Source organism: Klebsiella sp. RHBSTW-00215, assembly GCF_014103785.1.
Taxonomy (GTDB): Bacteria; Pseudomonadota; Gammaproteobacteria; order Enterobacterales; family Enterobacteriaceae; genus Klebsiella.
This window is the reverse complement of record NZ_JABXQS010000001.1, coordinates 2040670-2055911: the sequence shown is the minus strand read 5'-3', so window position 1 is coordinate 2055911 and position 15242 is coordinate 2040670. Positions and strand designations below refer to the sequence as shown.

General features: G+C 54.2%; 11 protein-coding genes and 3 tRNA genes. 5 read left to right on the top strand and 9 right to left on the bottom strand.

The annotated features are described in order from the left end of the window. Positions 1-7 precede the first annotated feature (7 nt). The 3 genes from amiB to nnr are packed head-to-tail and all read right to left on the bottom strand — an operon-like array spanning position 8 to position 3324. Complete coding sequence (amiB, locus tag HV127_RS09820) at positions 8-1342, bottom strand: N-acetylmuramoyl-L-alanine amidase AmiB (protein ID WP_182235725.1); 1335 nt, start codon at positions 1340-1342, stop codon at positions 8-10. A gap of 16 nt (positions 1343-1358) precedes the next feature. After that, positions 1359-1820 carry a tRNA (adenosine(37)-N6)-threonylcarbamoyltransferase complex ATPase subunit type 1 TsaE gene (gene tsaE, locus HV127_RS09815; protein WP_112216212.1) on the bottom strand — a complete coding sequence of 154 codons (462 nt, stop codon included), beginning with the start codon at positions 1818-1820 and terminating at the stop codon, positions 1359-1361. Then, entirely contained in the window at positions 1813-3324 is a 1512-nt protein-coding gene (gene nnr, locus HV127_RS09810) for a bifunctional ADP-dependent NAD(P)H-hydrate dehydratase/NAD(P)H-hydrate epimerase (protein WP_182235724.1), read from the bottom strand. The genes tsaE and nnr overlap by 8 nt, the downstream gene beginning before the upstream one ends. A gap of 13 nt (positions 3325-3337) precedes the next feature. On the opposite strand from nnr, the gene queG reads away from it, so the two are divergent. After that, positions 3338-4477, top strand: a complete 1140-nt coding sequence (queG, locus tag HV127_RS09805; protein WP_182235723.1) for a tRNA epoxyqueuosine(34) reductase QueG — start codon at positions 3338-3340, stop codon at positions 4475-4477. Positions 4478-4748: 271 nt separating this feature from the next. On the opposite strand, the gene HV127_RS09800 is transcribed toward queG, so the two are convergent. From HV127_RS09800 to HV127_RS09790, 3 genes are all read right to left on the bottom strand, one after another. Then, positions 4749-4824, bottom strand: a tRNA-Gly gene (locus HV127_RS09800). Between the two features lie 24 nt (positions 4825-4848). Further along, positions 4849-4924, bottom strand: a tRNA-Gly gene (locus HV127_RS09795). 145 nt (positions 4925-5069) lie between these two features. After that, positions 5070-5145, bottom strand: a tRNA-Gly gene (locus HV127_RS09790). 286 nt (positions 5146-5431) lie between these two features. Between HV127_RS09790 and HV127_RS09785 the strand changes: the two genes are divergently transcribed. After that, complete coding sequence (locus tag HV127_RS09785; RefSeq protein ID WP_182235722.1) at positions 5432-6163, top strand: transporter substrate-binding domain-containing protein; 732 nt, start codon at positions 5432-5434, stop codon at positions 6161-6163. A 41-nt stretch (positions 6164-6204) separates the two neighbouring features. Here the strand turns inward: HV127_RS09785 and orn are convergent, their stop codons facing one another. Further along, positions 6205-6750 (bottom strand): oligoribonuclease, encoded by a 546-nt coding sequence (orn, locus tag HV127_RS09780; RefSeq protein ID WP_182235721.1) that lies wholly within the window; start codon positions 6748-6750, stop codon positions 6205-6207. 94 nt (positions 6751-6844) lie between these two features. Here orn and rsgA point away from each other — a divergent pair, with 94 nt between their 5' ends. The 3 genes from rsgA to mscM all read left to right on the top strand — a co-directional run bounded on the left by rsgA (position 6845) and on the right by mscM (position 12311). Next, on the top strand, positions 6845-7903 hold the full coding sequence (gene rsgA, locus HV127_RS09775) for a small ribosomal subunit biogenesis GTPase RsgA (protein WP_182235720.1): 1059 nt from the start codon (positions 6845-6847) through the stop codon (positions 7901-7903). A 94-nt stretch (positions 7904-7997) separates the two neighbouring features. Continuing rightward, a complete protein-coding gene (gene asd / locus HV127_RS09770) occupies positions 7998-8960 on the top strand; it encodes an archaetidylserine decarboxylase (protein ID WP_182235719.1) in 963 nt (320 codons plus the stop codon). A gap of 24 nt (positions 8961-8984) precedes the next feature. Next, positions 8985-12311, top strand: a complete 3327-nt coding sequence (gene mscM, locus HV127_RS09765) for a miniconductance mechanosensitive channel MscM (protein WP_182235718.1) — start codon at positions 8985-8987, stop codon at positions 12309-12311. Between the two features lie 36 nt (positions 12312-12347). Here mscM and yjeM read toward each other — a convergent pair whose 3' ends face one another. Then, positions 12348-13850, bottom strand: coding sequence for a glutamate/gamma-aminobutyrate family transporter YjeM (gene yjeM, locus HV127_RS09760; protein WP_182235717.1), 1503 nt, complete (start codon positions 13848-13850; stop codon positions 12348-12350). Between the two features lie 151 nt (positions 13851-14001). After that, on the bottom strand, positions 14002-14979 hold the full coding sequence (gene epmA / locus HV127_RS09755; protein WP_142514463.1) for an elongation factor P--(R)-beta-lysine ligase: 978 nt from the start codon (positions 14977-14979) through the stop codon (positions 14002-14004). Positions 14980-15242: the final 263 nt, after the last annotated feature.

Here is a 15242-nt window from a genome sequence, read left to right as displayed (position 1 = left end):
CGTCTCCTTAATTTAACAACGTTCCGTCTGATGACCCTGCGCTGGCAGTCTGCGCCGCAGTCCCGCGCGGCGCTGATTGCAGCGGATGCTGCATAAAGTAGTTACGCAGACCGTTATAAATCGCCTCGGCGACCTGCTGTTGAAAAGCATCGCTACCCAGCAATCTCTCTTCGCCGGTATTGCTGATAAACCCGGTTTCGACAAGGATTGACGGGATATCCGGCGAGCGCAGAACGCCCAGGCTGGCATGTTCAGGGCGACGTTTATGCAAGTCGCCGATTCGCTGTAGCTGGCTCAACACATTAGTCGCCACATCATACCCGACGCGCTGAGAATGGCCGAACTGTAAATCCAGCACCGCCTGGCTCAGGTAAGGGTCCGACTGACTATTCGCCAGCACATCGCCCGCGCCGCCCAGCAACTCAGACTGTTTCTCATGCTGTTCGAGCCAGCCGGCCATTTCACTGTTGGCACGACGGTTGGAAAGCACCCAAACCGAGGCCCCGGTTGCATCACGGTTTGGCGCAGCGTCAGCGTGAATCGATACGAGGAAGTTAGCATTTTGCTTACGCGCTACGTCTGAACGTCCCATAACGGAAATGAAATAATCGCCATCGCGCGTCAGTACCGGCTTGAACTGGGGATCGGCGTTCAGCAGCGTGCGAAGCTTGCGGGCGATAGCAATGGTCACATTCTTCTCTTTTGTGCCATTCGGACCAATTGCTCCCGGGTCCTGACCGCCGTGACCGGCATCTATAGCGATAATCACTTTATCGTCGGTCGATACGGTGCGAGTCGCGGGACGCGTGATGGTACTTGTGCTTGTGCTGGTCACCGCAGTCAGCCGATCGTTATCGGCTTTAAACGGATTACGCGCCGGTTCACTCGGACGAGAAGGTTGCACAATGGGTTTCTCAACCTGTTTCACTACCACTGGCGGCGGAGGTGGTGGAGGCGCATCAGCATTGATGGTAAACACCACGGTATAGTTAGAGCCATTCTGCTGCTTCACCGCACGAGTTTTCCCATCGGCGGTCAGATCCACCAGCAGACGCAGCGACTGCGCGTCCTGCGGCGACCCGGAACGGATACTTTTCACCAGATTATTGCCGCTAAACTGCAGCGGTAGCCCCTGGAGCACGCCAGTCTGTTTTATATCCAGCGCCACGGTTCGCTTGCCCTGTGGGCTAAACGAATATTCAGGATCGCCGATAAAACTAATGGTAATGCGGGCCTGCTGATCTCCATTTGAGACCTGGATGTCGGATAAACTTGCCGCGGTGGCCTGAATGCTAAACAGCATCAGTGCAGCGGCCAGCCAACTGGTTATGCGATACATCATCCCGTCGTCCTTCAGGCTAATTAGCCAAACGCGCCAATAGAGACTCACCCAATGTGGAGACCGCCGTTACGCGCGCCTCCCGCCCTTGAGCCTGGTATTCAAGGTGAATTTCAACATCCGGGTCAGGCAGTACACCTGTGCCTTGTTGCGGCCATTCCACCAGGCAGATGGCATCATCAGTAAAATAATCGCGAATCCCCATAAATTCGAGCTCCTCAGGATCCGCAAGGCGATACAGGTCAAAGTGATAGACCATCAGATTATCGAGACTATAGGGTTCGACCAGCGTATAGGTTGGGCTTTTGACATTACCACGATGGCCAAGCGCATGAAGAAAGCCGCGGCTAAAGGTGGTTTTACCCGCACCTAAATCGCCATACAAATAGATAACCGTGGCGCCAGTACACGCCTGCGCTATGCGGTCGCCAAGGTTTAAAGTCGCCTGCTCGTCGGGTAAAGAAATCACTCGGTTAATCATGGTCTACGTCAATCACATCCGGGTTAACAACACGCCTGAGCGTGGAAAAAAGATCGGTCGCCAGCATTCCGCGAGTGCCATTTCTGGCGGCCAGACGATCGGCGGCTTCGCCATGAGCAACGCATCCAGCGCAGGCGGCATCATACGGCGTCAGGCGCTGGCCTAACAATGCGGCAATAATACCGGTCAGCACATCGCCCATTCCACCGCTAGCCATGCCGGCATTACCCACGTCGATAATGCCCATCTCGCCTGATTCGTTCGCGACTATCGTACCCGCGCCTTTCAGCACTACGACACCACCATAACGTTTTACCAGACGTTGTGCAGAATGTAAGCGATCGCTTTCAATTTCTGCCACACTCGTGTTCAGCAAACGGGCGGCTTCGCCGGGATGCGGCGTTAGCACGCGATTGTGACGTTTATCGGGATTGATTGCCAGCAGGTTCAGCGCATCCGCATCCCAGACCATCGGTTTACGAAAATTCTCCGTCTGGCGCAGCGCTTTTTTGCCCCACTCGCTCTGGCCCAGCCCTGGTCCAATCGCCACCACATCGGCCCATTGCAAGCTCTCTTCCAGCGACTGAGCCGTCAGCTCGTGGACCATCAACTCTGGTCTGGCGGTTAGAATGGGGACGATGTTGTCTTGGTGAGTTAACACTCGCACTAACCCCGCCCCCGCACGCAGAGATGCCTCGCCGGTCATACGGATGGCCCCCGCAGTACCCGGTTCACCGCCGATAATCACCAGCTTACCGTGATCGCCTTTATGTGATGTGGGGCGTCGCGGCGGTAGCCAGTCGGCGAGTTGCGAGGCATCAAAGCGGCGCAGTACGGTAGCCTGACCAGCTAACCAACCCTCCAGACCGAGCGCGTGGTGATGCAAGCGGCCGACGACATCGCGGGCCTTACCGGTCAACAACCCAGGTTTAAGTGCGATAAAGGTGATGGTGTGCGCGGCGTTGATAACGGCTCCCGGCGTCGCGCCGGTCTGCGCGTTTAGCCCGGATGGGATATCCAGCGCCATAACCGGGGCCGGATATGCGTTCGTATGGTCGATAATCTCCACGATGTCTTGTCGTGGAGCGCTATGCAACCCGGTACCCAGCAGGGCATCAATAATTAAAGTGATATTTTCCGGCCAGGGAATGTTAGCGGCATGAATCATACCGCCCGCACTGAGCCAATCTTCGCGCGCGGCGCTAGCCTCTTCCGGCAACGGTTTCTCGCTCTCCAGCGCCAGCAGCGTTACCTGAATCCCTTGCGCCTGCGCCAGGCGAGCCACCACATAGCCATCACCGCCGTTATTACCGTGACCGCAAAGAATCAGCCAGTGCTGACTATCAGGATATTGTGCTCGAGCGAGTTGGAAAGCCGCTTCACCCGCGCGACGCATCAGTTCAAACAGCGTGAGCCCTAAACTATCTGCTGCTTCTTTTTCCGCCCGCCGTAGCGCATCCGCAGGCCAGATGATGTGTGGTATACTGTCAGTGTTTTTCGTCATCAGATGGTCCATCATGTCACAGCCCCTCGATCTCAATCAGTTAGCGCAACAAATCAAACAATGGGGCAAAGAATTAGGGTTCCAGCAGGTTGGCATCACCGATACCGATCTCAGCGCCAGCGAACCTAAACTGCAGGCCTGGCTGGATAAACAATACCATGGCGAAATGGAATGGATGGCGCGCCATGGCATGATGCGCGCGCGCCCTCATGAACTCCAGCCCGGTACGTTACGCGTGATTAGCGTACGGATGAACTATCTGCCTGCTAACGCCGCTTTCGCCCGTACCCTGAAAGATCCCTCCTTGGGTTACGTTAGCCGTTATGCCCTCGGGCGGGATTATCATAAGCTGTTACGTAACCGCCTGAAAAAACTCGGTGAGATGATTCAGGGACAGTGTGCTTCGCTCAATTTTAGACCGTTTGTCGATTCCGCGCCGATTCTTGAACGTCCTTTAGCTGAAAAAGCCGGACTTGGCTGGACAGGTAAGCACTCACTTATCCTCAGTCGCGACGCCGGATCGTTCTTTTTCCTCGGCGAACTGCTCGTCGACCTCCCTTTACCTGTCGATCGACCCGTCGAAGAAGAGTGCGGTCGCTGCGTCGCCTGTATGACTATCTGCCCAACCGGTGCGATCGTTGAGCCCTATACCGTGGATGCCCGCCGCTGTATCTCCTACCTGACCATAGAACTGGAAGGCGCAATCCCGGAAGAGTTTCGTCCACTTATTGGAAACCGCATCTACGGCTGCGATGACTGCCAGCTAATTTGTCCGTGGAATCGCTTCGCGCAGCTAACCGATGAAGAAGACTTCAGCCCGCGTAAAGCGTTGCATGCCCCGGCGTTACTGGAACTATTCACCTGGAGTGAACCTTATTTTTTGAAAGTGACGGAAGGATCGGCCATTCGGCGTATTGGTCATCTGCGCTGGCTGCGTAATATCGCCGTCGCATTGGGCAATGCCCCCTGGAATGAAGCCAATCTGAAGGCTCTGGAAAGTCGCCGAGGTGAGCACCCACTTCTCGATGAGCACATTGAATGGGCGATTGCGCAGCAAATTGAGAAGCGAAATAGCAACGTGGTTGAGGTGCAGTTGCCGAAGAAACTACGGCTGGTCAGGGTAGTTGAGAAAGGGTTACCACGAGATGCCTGATTCATTCACAGGGTGTGAATAAAAATAAAAACACATTGCGTTTCAACGCGCAGTCGTTCGTCAAGAGATCGAATTAACACTTTGAAATGAAATTTTATTCTTATATTTCAACAAAATAAGAAGATACTATTTATATAACGAAGTATTTTTCCGACTAATGGCAAAAGATTAACCTGTGGATAACTCTGTTCACAGTATTTTCCTGGGTATAACGAAAATCATCCCCGGCGCGATTTTGCGCTGTGGATAAAATGAGCATCGGAAGAAATTTTGGAGCGGGAAACGAGACTCGAACTCGCGACCCCGACCTTGGCAAGGTCGTGCTCTACCAACTGAGCTATTCCCGCTTGGGTGTGGTGACTTTCAAACTTTGGAGCGGGAAACGAGACTCGAACTCGCGACCCCGACCTTGGCAAGGTCGTGCTCTACCAACTGAGCTATTCCCGCTTAATCTTCGTCTTTCAAGCTGCTTCTGCGTTAGCTGCCTTCACTCACTTTAGTCACTTACTTAAGTAAGCTCCTAAAGATTCGTTCAGTTGCTGCCTTGCCGCAACTCGAAATCCTGTGATTAGGATGGTACTTTTCAAATTTTTGGAGCGGGAAACGAGACTCGAACTCGCGACCCCGACCTTGGCAAGGTCGTGCTCTACCAACTGAGCTATTCCCGCATACTTCTGGCCATATTTCTATAGCGTCGTGATTTGCATTTCTGCTTCGTCACGGGAGGCGCATTATACGAGAATTCGATTTACCTGCAACCCCCCTAAGAGCAATTTTTTTTGTTTTTGGTTCAAGTGACCACTTTATCACCAGACATACTCTTAAATTGCCTAAATAACCATCACATGCGGCAAAATAGCTTTTTCCAGCCCCACTAAAGGCGCAAAATCGTTCACGTTTATGGGCAGACATCGCCCGCTGACGGTCAACAACGATGACAACCAGGGAAATAAAATGAAAAAAGCGCTTACCGTCCTGCTGCTGACTACGCTTGCCGCAGGAACAGCATCGGCAACAACGCTACATTTTGGGACAACCACGGCCAATGCGCCGTATGAAACCGTCAACAGTAAAAATCAGCCTGCGGGTTTTGATATCGACCTGGCTAATGCGCTCTGCAAGCAGATGCAAGTCGAATGCAAATTTACCCCCCAAAGCTTCGACACGCTTATCCCGGCACTACGCTTTAAGAAATTTGACGCCGTTATCGCCGGTATTGAAGTGATTCCCATGCGAGAAAAACAGGTCGCTTTTACTCATCCCTATCGACAAGAGCTCTCTGGCGTTGTGGTGATAGCCAAAGATGCGGCCCACACCTTTGCCGATCTAAAAGATAAAAAGCTCGGCGTCGTGAAAGGTACAATTCACCAGCACTATCTGCGGGATAAGCAAAAAGCGGTGCACGCCATTGCGTATGAAAGCGACGAAAGCGCCTTAAACGCGCTGAAAGAAGGCGCTATTAGCGGAGTAATCGGCGACCAGGAAACGCTGACTAAATGGCAGCAGGATAACCCTGATTACGGCATCATGGATGAACGCGCAACGGATCCCGCCTACTACGGCAAGCAGTTCGCCATTGCAGTGCGCAAAGATGACCCGGAGCTGCTGAATAACCTCAATGCCGCACTGGACGTCGTCAAAGCGTCGCCAGAATTTCTGGAAATGGAGCAGAAGTGGTTTAAATAGCAGAAAGTATTGCCGGGGCGTTTCTGGCCCCGGCACAGATATCAGAGCTGAATGAAGTGCTCGCGGTAGTAAGCCAGTTCCGCCACCGACTCACGGATATCGTCCATCGCCTGATGGGTCCCTTGCTTCTTAAAGCCGTCAAGAATTTCCGGTTTCCAGCGACGCGCCAGCTCTTTTAGCGTGCTGACGTCCAGATAACGATAGTGGAAGTAAGCTTCCAGTTCCGGCATATATTTAAATAAAAAGCGACGATCCTGGCCGATGCTGTTACCGCAAATCGGTGATTTACCCGCAGGCACCCACTGTTTGAGGAATTCGATAGTCGCCAGCTCCGCTTCACGATCGCCCTCAGTGCTCGCTTTCACACGCCCCACCAGCCCGCTACCGGTATGGGTGCGTACGTTCCACTCATCCATCAGCGCCAGCTGCGCATCAGACTGATGCACTGCGATCGTCGGCCCTTCCGCCAGGATGTTCAGGTTCGCGTCGGTCACTAGGGTGGCGATTTCAATGATGCGATCGCGCTCCGGATCCAGTCCCGTCATTTCAAGATCGATCCAAATCAGGTTGTTTTCATCTGCACTCATGTTATTTTCCACCCTTCTTACGTAACTATATTGATCTAAAATAGCGTGTATCATAGAGGTTTTGCCCACACAGGGCGACCAGGAGCCAGTTCGATTGAGTAAAAATAAACTCTCCAAAGGCCAAGAGCGCCGCGTGAAGGCCAACCACCAGCGCCGCCTGAAAACGACTTCGGAGAAGGCCGATTTTGATGACAATTTGTTCGGCGAGAAATCCGAAGGTATCGTCATTAGCCGCTTTGGTATGCATGCCGATGTCGAATCCGCCGACGGTAGCGTCCATCGCTGCAATATTCGTCGCACCATCCGTTCGCTGGTCACTGGCGATCGCGTCGTCTGGCGTCCAGGCAAAAGCGCAGCTGCAGGGGTTAACGTTAAAGGTATCGTTGAAGCGGTGCATGAACGAACCTCAGTGCTGACGCGCCCGGATTTCTACGACGGTGTGAAACCCATCGCCGCCAATATCAATCAGATAGTCATTGTTTCAGCAATTTTGCCTGAGCTATCACCGAATATTATCGACCGTTATCTCGTCGCCTGCGAAACGCTGAACGTTGAGCCGCTGATTGTGCTCAATAAGACCGATCTGCTGGATGAAGACGCCATGGCCTTCGTCAACGAGCAAATGGATGTTTACCGCAAGATAGGTTACCGCGTACTGATGGTCTCCAGCCGTACTCAGGATGGTCTGAAGCCGCTTGAAGAAGCGCTCACTGACCGAATCAGCATCTTTGCCGGGCAGTCCGGGGTGGGTAAATCCAGTTTACTGAATGCTCTCCTGGGCCTGCAGGAAGAAATTCTCACCAATGACGTCTCTGACAACTCAGGGCTGGGCCAGCACACCACCACTGCCGCGCGCCTTTATCACTTCCCGCACGGCGGCGATGTGATTGATTCCCCGGGCGTACGCGAGTTCGGCCTGTGGCATCTCGACGCGGAACAAATCACCCACGGCTTTGTCGAATTCCATGACTATTTAGGCCGCTGCAAATATCGCGACTGCAAACACGATACCGACCCTGGCTGCGCAATTCGCGAAGCGGTAGAGAACGGCGCAATTGCAGAGAGCCGGTTTGAAAACTATCACCGCATTCTGGAAAGCATGGCGCAGGTACAGGTAAAAACGCGTAAAAGCTTTTCATCAACCGATGACTGACATTTAAGCTGAGCATCGTTAGAATCGCCCCCTTTTTTCAGACCCTCGTTAATGCGGGTGGTCAGGAACGACAAATAATGGCCTGGAGGCTACCTTGTTAAACGATCTTAAACTTTCACTGCAATACATTCTGCCTAAACTGTGGCTCACCCGCCTCGCAGGCTGGGGTGCACGCAAGCGAGCAGGTTGGCTGACAAAACTGGTCATCGATCTGTTCGTGAAATACTACAAGGTCGATATGAAAGAGGCGCAAAAGTCGGATACCGCTAGCTACCGCACCTTTAACGACTTCTTCGTTCGCCCGCTGCGCGATGACGTGCGCCCATTAAACACCGACCCGAGCGTGCTGGTGATGCCTGCTGATGGCGTAATCAGCCAGTTAGGCGCCATTGAAGAAGATAAAATTCTGCAGGCCAAAGGCCACAACTACAGCCTTGAAGCCCTGTTGGCCGGTAACTATCATATGGCTGCCCTGTTCCGTAACGGGAGCTTTGTCACCACTTATCTTTCACCGCGCGATTACCACCGCGTTCACATGCCGTGTAACGGTATTCTGCGCGAGATGATCTATGTGCCAGGCGATCTGTTCTCAGTAAACCATCTGACCGCGCAAAACGTGCCAAATCTTTTTGCCCGCAACGAGCGCGTCATCTGTCTGTTTGACACTGAGTTTGGCCCAATGGCGCAAATTCTGGTGGGTGCCACTATCGTCGGCAGTATCGAAACCGTCTGGTCCGGGACCGTGACTCCGCCCCGCGAAGGTATCATCAAACGCTGGACCTGGCCTGCCGGTGACAACGAAGGATCTGTCGCGCTGCTTAAAGGCCAGGAGATGGGTCGCTTCAAGCTTGGCTCCACGGTGATTAACCTGTTTGCCCCAGGCCAGGTGAAGCTGGTTGAGCAATTGCAAAGCCTGTCGGTGACCAAAATTGGCCAACCGCTGGCGATCGCGCCTGAAGCCGTCGCTCCCGTTGAGCCTGCACCGCCATCGGAAGAAGAAGTCCGCGCCGAACACGCAGCCAGCCCGCTGGTTAGCGATAAACAAGACGAAGGTTAATTCCTGAGAGAAAAAGGTTACACCGTGCGCCTGATATACACTTTCCTGCTGGCCTTGAGCCTCAGTTTTGGGGCGTACGCAGCAACCGCCCCGGATGCAAAACAGATAGCGCAGGAACTGGAGCAGGCGAAGGCGGCAAAACCCGCCCAGCCTGAAACCGTTGAGGTTCTGCAATCTGCCCTGAACGCGCTTGAGGAACGTAATGCCTCCCTTGAGCGCGCTCGTCAGTACCAGGACGTTATCGATAACTTCCCTAAGTTGTCGCAAAACCTGCGCGCGCAGCTCAATAATCTTAGCGATGAGCCGCGCGAGGTTTCAACCACCCTCTCCTCTGATGCCCTGAACCAGGAGATTCTCCAGGTCAGCAGTCAGCTACTGGAAGCCAGTCGTAAGGCGCAGCAGGAGCAGGATCGCGCCCGAGATATCGCTGATTCGCTCAACCAGTTACCGCAGCAGCAGACCGACGCCCGTCGTCAGTTAAACGATGTTGAACGTCGGGTTGGTGCGCAAAACAGCAATACGCCGCTGGCGCAGGCGCAGAATCTCGGACTACAAGCGGAATCTGCACGTCTGAAAGCGCTGGTTGATGAACTGGACCTGGCGCAGCTTTCCGCAAATAACCGCCAGGAGCTTTCGCGCATGCGCTCCGAGCTGGCGCAGAAACAGAGTGAACAGCTCGACGCCTGGCTACAGGCGCTACGCAACCAGCTTAACAACCAACGGCAGCGCGAAGCGGAAAAAGCGCTGGAAAGCACCGAACTGCTGGCGGAAAACAGCGAAAACCTGCCGCCGGATATCGTGACCCAATTCAAGGTTAACCGCGAGCTTTCGCAGGCGTTGAATCAGCAGGCCCAGCGCATGGATCTGATCGCCTCGCAGCAGCGTCAGGCCACCAATCAAACCCTGCAGGTGCGCCAGGCGTTGAACACCCTGCGCGAGCAGTCTCAATGGCTGGGTTCTTCTAATTTGCTCGGTGAAGCTTTGCGTGCCCAGGTTGCACGCCTGCCGGAAATACCGCGCCCGCAACAGTTAGATACGGAAATGGCGCAGCTGCGCGTGCAGCGCTTACGCTATGAAGATCAGCTCGGTAAACAGCCGCAGCTGAAGCAGATTCGTCAGGTGGACGGTGAACCGCTAACCAACGAGCAAAACCGCATTCTGCAAGCCCAGATGCGTACGCAAACTGAGCTGCTTAACTCATTGCTGCGCGGCGGCGATACGCTCATGCTCGAACTAACCAAGCTGAAAGTGGCTAACGGTCAGCTAGAGGATGCGCTTAAAGAGATAAACGAAGCCACCCATCGCTATCTGTTCTGGACCTCCGACGTCAGCCCGATTGGTTTTTCATGGCCGCTGGAGATAGTTCAGGATTTACGCCGCCTGATCTCACTCGACACCATGAGCCAGCTCGGCAAAGCCAGCATGATGATGCTGACCAGCAAAGAGACGATACTGCCGCTGTTCGGCGCGCTCATTCTGGTCGGGTTCAGTATCAGCTCACGCCGTCACTTCACTAGCTTCCTTGAGCGCTCCAGCGCGCGGGTCGGCAAGGTCACACAGGACCATTTCTGGCTCACGCTGCGCACTGTTTTCTGGTCGATACTGGTGGCCTCGCCGCTGCCGGTATTGTGGATGACGCTGGGCTACGGCCTGCAGGCGGCCTGGCCTTTCCCGCTGGCGGTAGCTATTGGCGATAGCGTCACCGCTACGGTACCGTTGCTGTGGGTGGTGATGATTTGCGCCACCTTCGCCCGCCCAAACGGCCTGTTCATCGCCCACTTCGGCTGGCCGCGCAGCCGCGTCAGCAAAGCAATGCGCTACTACCTGATGAGCATCGGATTGATTGTGCCGCTGATTATGGCGCTCATCACCTTTGATAACCTCAACGATCGCGAGTTTTCCGCCTCTCTCGGCCGCCTCTGCTTTATGCTGATTTGCGGCGCGCTGGCAATGGTCACCCTGAGCCTGAAACGCGCTGGAATACCGCTGTATCTCGACAAAGAAGGCAGCGGCGACAACATGGTGAACCGGCTGCTATGGAATATGCTGCTCGGCGCGCCGCTAGTGGCAATGCTGGCAGCGGCGGTTGGCTATCTCGCCACCTCACAGGCGCTGCTCGCCAGGCTGGAAACTTCGGTCGCCATTTGGTTCCTGTTGTTGGTGGTTTATCACATTATCCGCCGCTGGATGCTGATTCAGCGCCGCCGCCTGGCGTTCGATCGCGCGAAGCATCGACGGGCGGAGATCCTCGCCCAACGTGCCCGTGGCGAAGAAGAAGTGCAGCACACCAGCAGCCCGGAAGGCTCAATGGAAGCCGAGGTCAGCGAAATCGATCTCGACGCCATCAGTACCCAGTCTTTACGCCTGGTACGCTCCCTGCTGATGCTGATCGCACTGGTGTCGGTCATCGTCCTGTGGTCGGAAATCCACTCCGCATTCGGATTCCTGGAAAACATCTCTCTGTGGGACGTCACCTCTACGGTGCAGGGTGTTGAGAGCCTGGAGCCGATTACCCTCGGTGCGGTGCTTATTGCCATCCTGGTGCTGATTATCACCACGCAGCTGGTGCGTAACCTGCCTGCATTGCTGGAGCTGGCAATTCTTCAGCACCTGGAACTGACGCCGGGCACCGGTTACGCCATCACCACTATTACCAAGTATTTGCTGATGCTGATTGGCGGCCTGGTCGGCTTCTCGATGATTGGGATTGAGTGGTCGAAACTACAGTGGCTCATCGCCGCTCTCGGTGTCGGCCTCGGTTTTGGCTTACAAGAGATTTTCGCCAACTTTATCTCCGGCCTGATTATCCTGTTCGAAAAACCGATACGTATTGGCGATACGGTGACTATCCGCGATCTCACAGGGAGCGTAACGCGCATTAATACCCGCGCCACCACTATCAGCGACTGGGACCGCAAAGAGATTATTGTGCCGAACAAGGCGTTCATTACCGAACAGTTCATCAACTGGTCGCTGTCGGATTCGGTCACGCGCGTGGTGTTAACCGTTCCCGCGCCGGTGGACGCTAATACTGAAGAGGTCGCGCAGATCCTGTTGACCGCTGCGCACCGCTGCTCGTTAGTCATCGACACCCCAGCACCGGAAGCCTTCCTTGTTGACCTACAGCAGGGGATCCAGATTTTCGAGCTGCGTATTTTCGCCGCCGAAATGGGCCACCGCATGCCGTTGCGCCACGAGATGCACCAGCTGATTCTGGCGGGCTTCCGCGAACATGGTATCGACATGCCGTTCCCACCGTTCCAGATGCGTCTGGAAAGTATCGATGGCAGAAAGAGCAGCAGAGCGCTGACATCAGCAGGGAAATCCAGCCGCGCGCCTGGCGGTCTGTAAGAATGGCCTTGCCCGGCAGAGGGCAAGGCCAGCGCTTTAGCCTTCGGAAACCACAAACGATACCGCCGTACGTCGGCGGTAATTCTCATAAATTCCCAGCGCCAGCAGCGAAAAGAAAATCGGCCCGCCGACCATCCACAGCGCGCTGCTCCAGTCCCCTGCGTCCATCACCGGTTGAATCACGGTAAAGATATTCGCAAAAGCCACCACCAGCACGACAACGGTAGTCGCCAGCAGCGTCGATAGCCGATTTTTGAAAATCACAAAGGGGCGATCGAGATTCTGTTTAGCTTTAAAGAAGGGAAACGCCAGCGTTAAAAACAGGTACGGCAGGGTCATTGAGACGTTCGCCATCAGCGTCAGTTTGTTATAAAACGCCGATGCGGTATCACCGCCGAAGGAAACCAGAAGAATAAACACGCTCACCAACAGGCACTGCCACCACATGGCATTAGCAGGCATCCCGTTAGCGTTAATCCGCGTCATCGATGAGGGCCAAAGCGCTTTTGGCGTGCCCTGAATAATCGCTTTCAGCGGTGAGTAGCTCAGGGTAAAGAAAGCGCCGGTATAGGCGAGGAACATCGACAGGCCGGTAACTCTGGCAAACCACAAGCCCGTCGCCGCAGCGATGGCAGGCGGCAAATGCATCGCATTGCCCAGCGTCGCGCCAAGGCTGGTCATCAACACGTAGGTGATATTACCAAGGTTAGTCGAGCGATTGCTCAGCACCTGCTGCCAGTTGGCGCTTACGCCCCACAGCACAATCGCCAGCGAATAGCCGATAGAAATAACAATCGCGGCAATAATAATCCCTTTGGCGAAATTCTTTTCCGGCTTCTCGGTTTTATCCACCAGACCGCCAACCGCCTCAATACCGCCGTAGGCGAATATGGCAAAAACCACGAACGACAACATCGCCAGTCCAGATTGATATCCCGGATTTGGCGACGCCGTAAAATCCAGCGGTTGGGCAAAATGGCCGCCGTTAAGCAGCAAAATAGCCGCACTCACCAGCAACAGCACCAAATTAAGGCCCATCACCGCAATCCCGCCGACGGCGGTAATTTTAGCGATTTTATTAATTCCCTTTACCGCGACAAAAGTCACCAACAGCATCCAGCACGCGGCAAGAATACCGACCGTTTGCGTGGAAGTAAGTCCGGCAATGGTCCAGGACTGCGTTTTATCCGCGCCGAATAAGAAAGTGGAAAACGGCACCCAGATTTTAGCCGCCGTGCTAACCATCCAGACCACATAAGAGGAAAACCACATGAAGGTGCCGATAAACGCAAAACGCGGCCCGACGCTATGATTCATCCATGAATAGATCCCGCCCTCTTCCTTACGATAAGTCGACCCCATCTCGGCCATCATCAGCGCGAAAGGAATAAAGAAAAATAATGCGGAGAAAAGGTAAAACGGCATCGCGCTATAGCCCATTAGGTAGAACGCGGAAGGACTATTTGCGAAACCGAATACGGAGGTGAAGATCATTAATATCAGCCCAATCAGGCTCATCTTCTTAATTTGCTGGTGCATAAATCTATCCAAATGCGGGCATCACAGCCAGGAACGCCAGGCCACAAAAAATTGAGCGCGGATAGTAGCAAAAGACCAAATCATTATTGTGGGTATAAGGGCTAAATAGCGGCTTCCCTCTTCATGGCGAAAAGGGAAGCGCAGGGGATAATCAGGCGCGGTCGACAGTAAAGGAGATAACGTCGCCGATGCTTTCAGCACCCAGCGCCAACATCACTACGCGGTCAACACCCAGCGCGACGCCTGAGCAATCTGGTAGTCCTGCCTCCAGGGCAGCCAGCAGGTTGCGATCGATCGGCTGCTGTGGCAAGCCACGAGCCGCACGCTTACGGTTATCCTGCTCAAAACGCTGTTGTTGTTCGCGCGCGTCCGTCAGTTCGTGAAAGCCGTTTGCCAGCTCTATGCCCTTGTAATAGACCTCAAAACGCTCCGCCACGCGGTGATCTTCGGTGCTAATTTGCGCCAACGAGGCCTGGCTTGCCGGGAAGTGATAGATAAAGGTCGGACGATCTTTGCCAATATGCGGCTCAACGCCCATCACAAAGAGCAACTGGAGCAGCGTGTCCCTATCTTCTTCAGTATCGGCAATATTGCTCAGATCCAGCTTCGCCGCCACTTCGCGCAGTTGCGTTTTATCCGCCGACAGTGGGTCGATTTCCAGGTGACGCTGGAAAGCTTGTTGATAAGAAAGGCTCTCCGCCGGCTGGCAGTCCAGCACCTGCTGCAACAGATCGTCGACTTCGTTAATCAACCGGTACATGTCATAGCATGGACGATACCACTCCAACATCGTGAATTCAGGGTTATGGTGACGCCCCATCTCTTCATTACGAAAGCTACGGCATAACTGAAACACCGGGCCGCAGCCGGCCGCCAGCAGGCGCTTCATATGGTATTCCGGGCTGGTCATCAGATACAGGTTCAGTCCCTGAGAATGCCCCGGTCCTACGAAACGCGTTTCAAACGGGACCATATGGATATCCGTCACCGTCGCCTGACTCATGCAGGGCGTCTCCACCTCCAACACGCCGCGGTCGGTAAAGAAACGACGAATTGCCGTCATCACCGCTGCACGTTTTAACAGATTTGGAATGGACGCGCTCGGCTGCCAGGTTGCCGTTTCGCTCATGGTACGTTCTCCGATTTGAAACAAGGGCACGAAGTCTACTCGTAACTGGCAGGTGAAACAAATTTTGTGCGAATTCGCGAATCCACTACATATCGTTATATTTATTGTTAACCGAAATGCATAAAAGAAATGAATAAACCGCCGCACAGATCGATAAAAAAATCGAACACGTCAATTTTCCCTGGTGCCCCTACGGCTATACTCCTTAACCATAAAGGAGCAGTGATACATTTTCGCCAGCCCGGCGGCGAAATAAACAAAAA

What these genes read in the sequence shown, in the direction of transcription:
- amiB (WP_182235725.1), bottom strand. Translation starts at nt 1,342, where the DNA reads ATGATGTATCGCATAACCAGTTGGCTGGCCGCTGCACTGATGCTGTTT.
- tsaE (WP_112216212.1), bottom strand. Translation starts at nt 1,820, where the DNA reads ATGATTAACCGAGTGATTTCTTTACCCGACGAGCAGGCGACTTTAAAC.
- nnr (WP_182235724.1), bottom strand. Translation starts at nt 3,324, where the DNA reads ATGACGAAAAACACTGACAGTATACCACACATCATCTGGCCTGCGGAT.
- queG (WP_182235723.1), top strand. Translation starts at nt 3,338, where the DNA reads ATGTCACAGCCCCTCGATCTCAATCAGTTAGCGCAACAAATCAAACAA.
- HV127_RS09785 (WP_182235722.1), top strand. Translation starts at nt 5,432, where the DNA reads ATGAAAAAAGCGCTTACCGTCCTGCTGCTGACTACGCTTGCCGCAGGA.
- orn (WP_182235721.1), bottom strand. Translation starts at nt 6,750, where the DNA reads ATGAGTGCAGATGAAAACAACCTGATTTGGATCGATCTTGAAATGACG.
- yjeM (WP_182235717.1), bottom strand. Translation starts at nt 13,850, where the DNA reads ATGCACCAGCAAATTAAGAAGATGAGCCTGATTGGGCTGATATTAATG.
- epmA (WP_142514463.1), bottom strand. Translation starts at nt 14,979, where the DNA reads ATGAGCGAAACGGCAACCTGGCAGCCGAGCGCGTCCATTCCAAATCTG.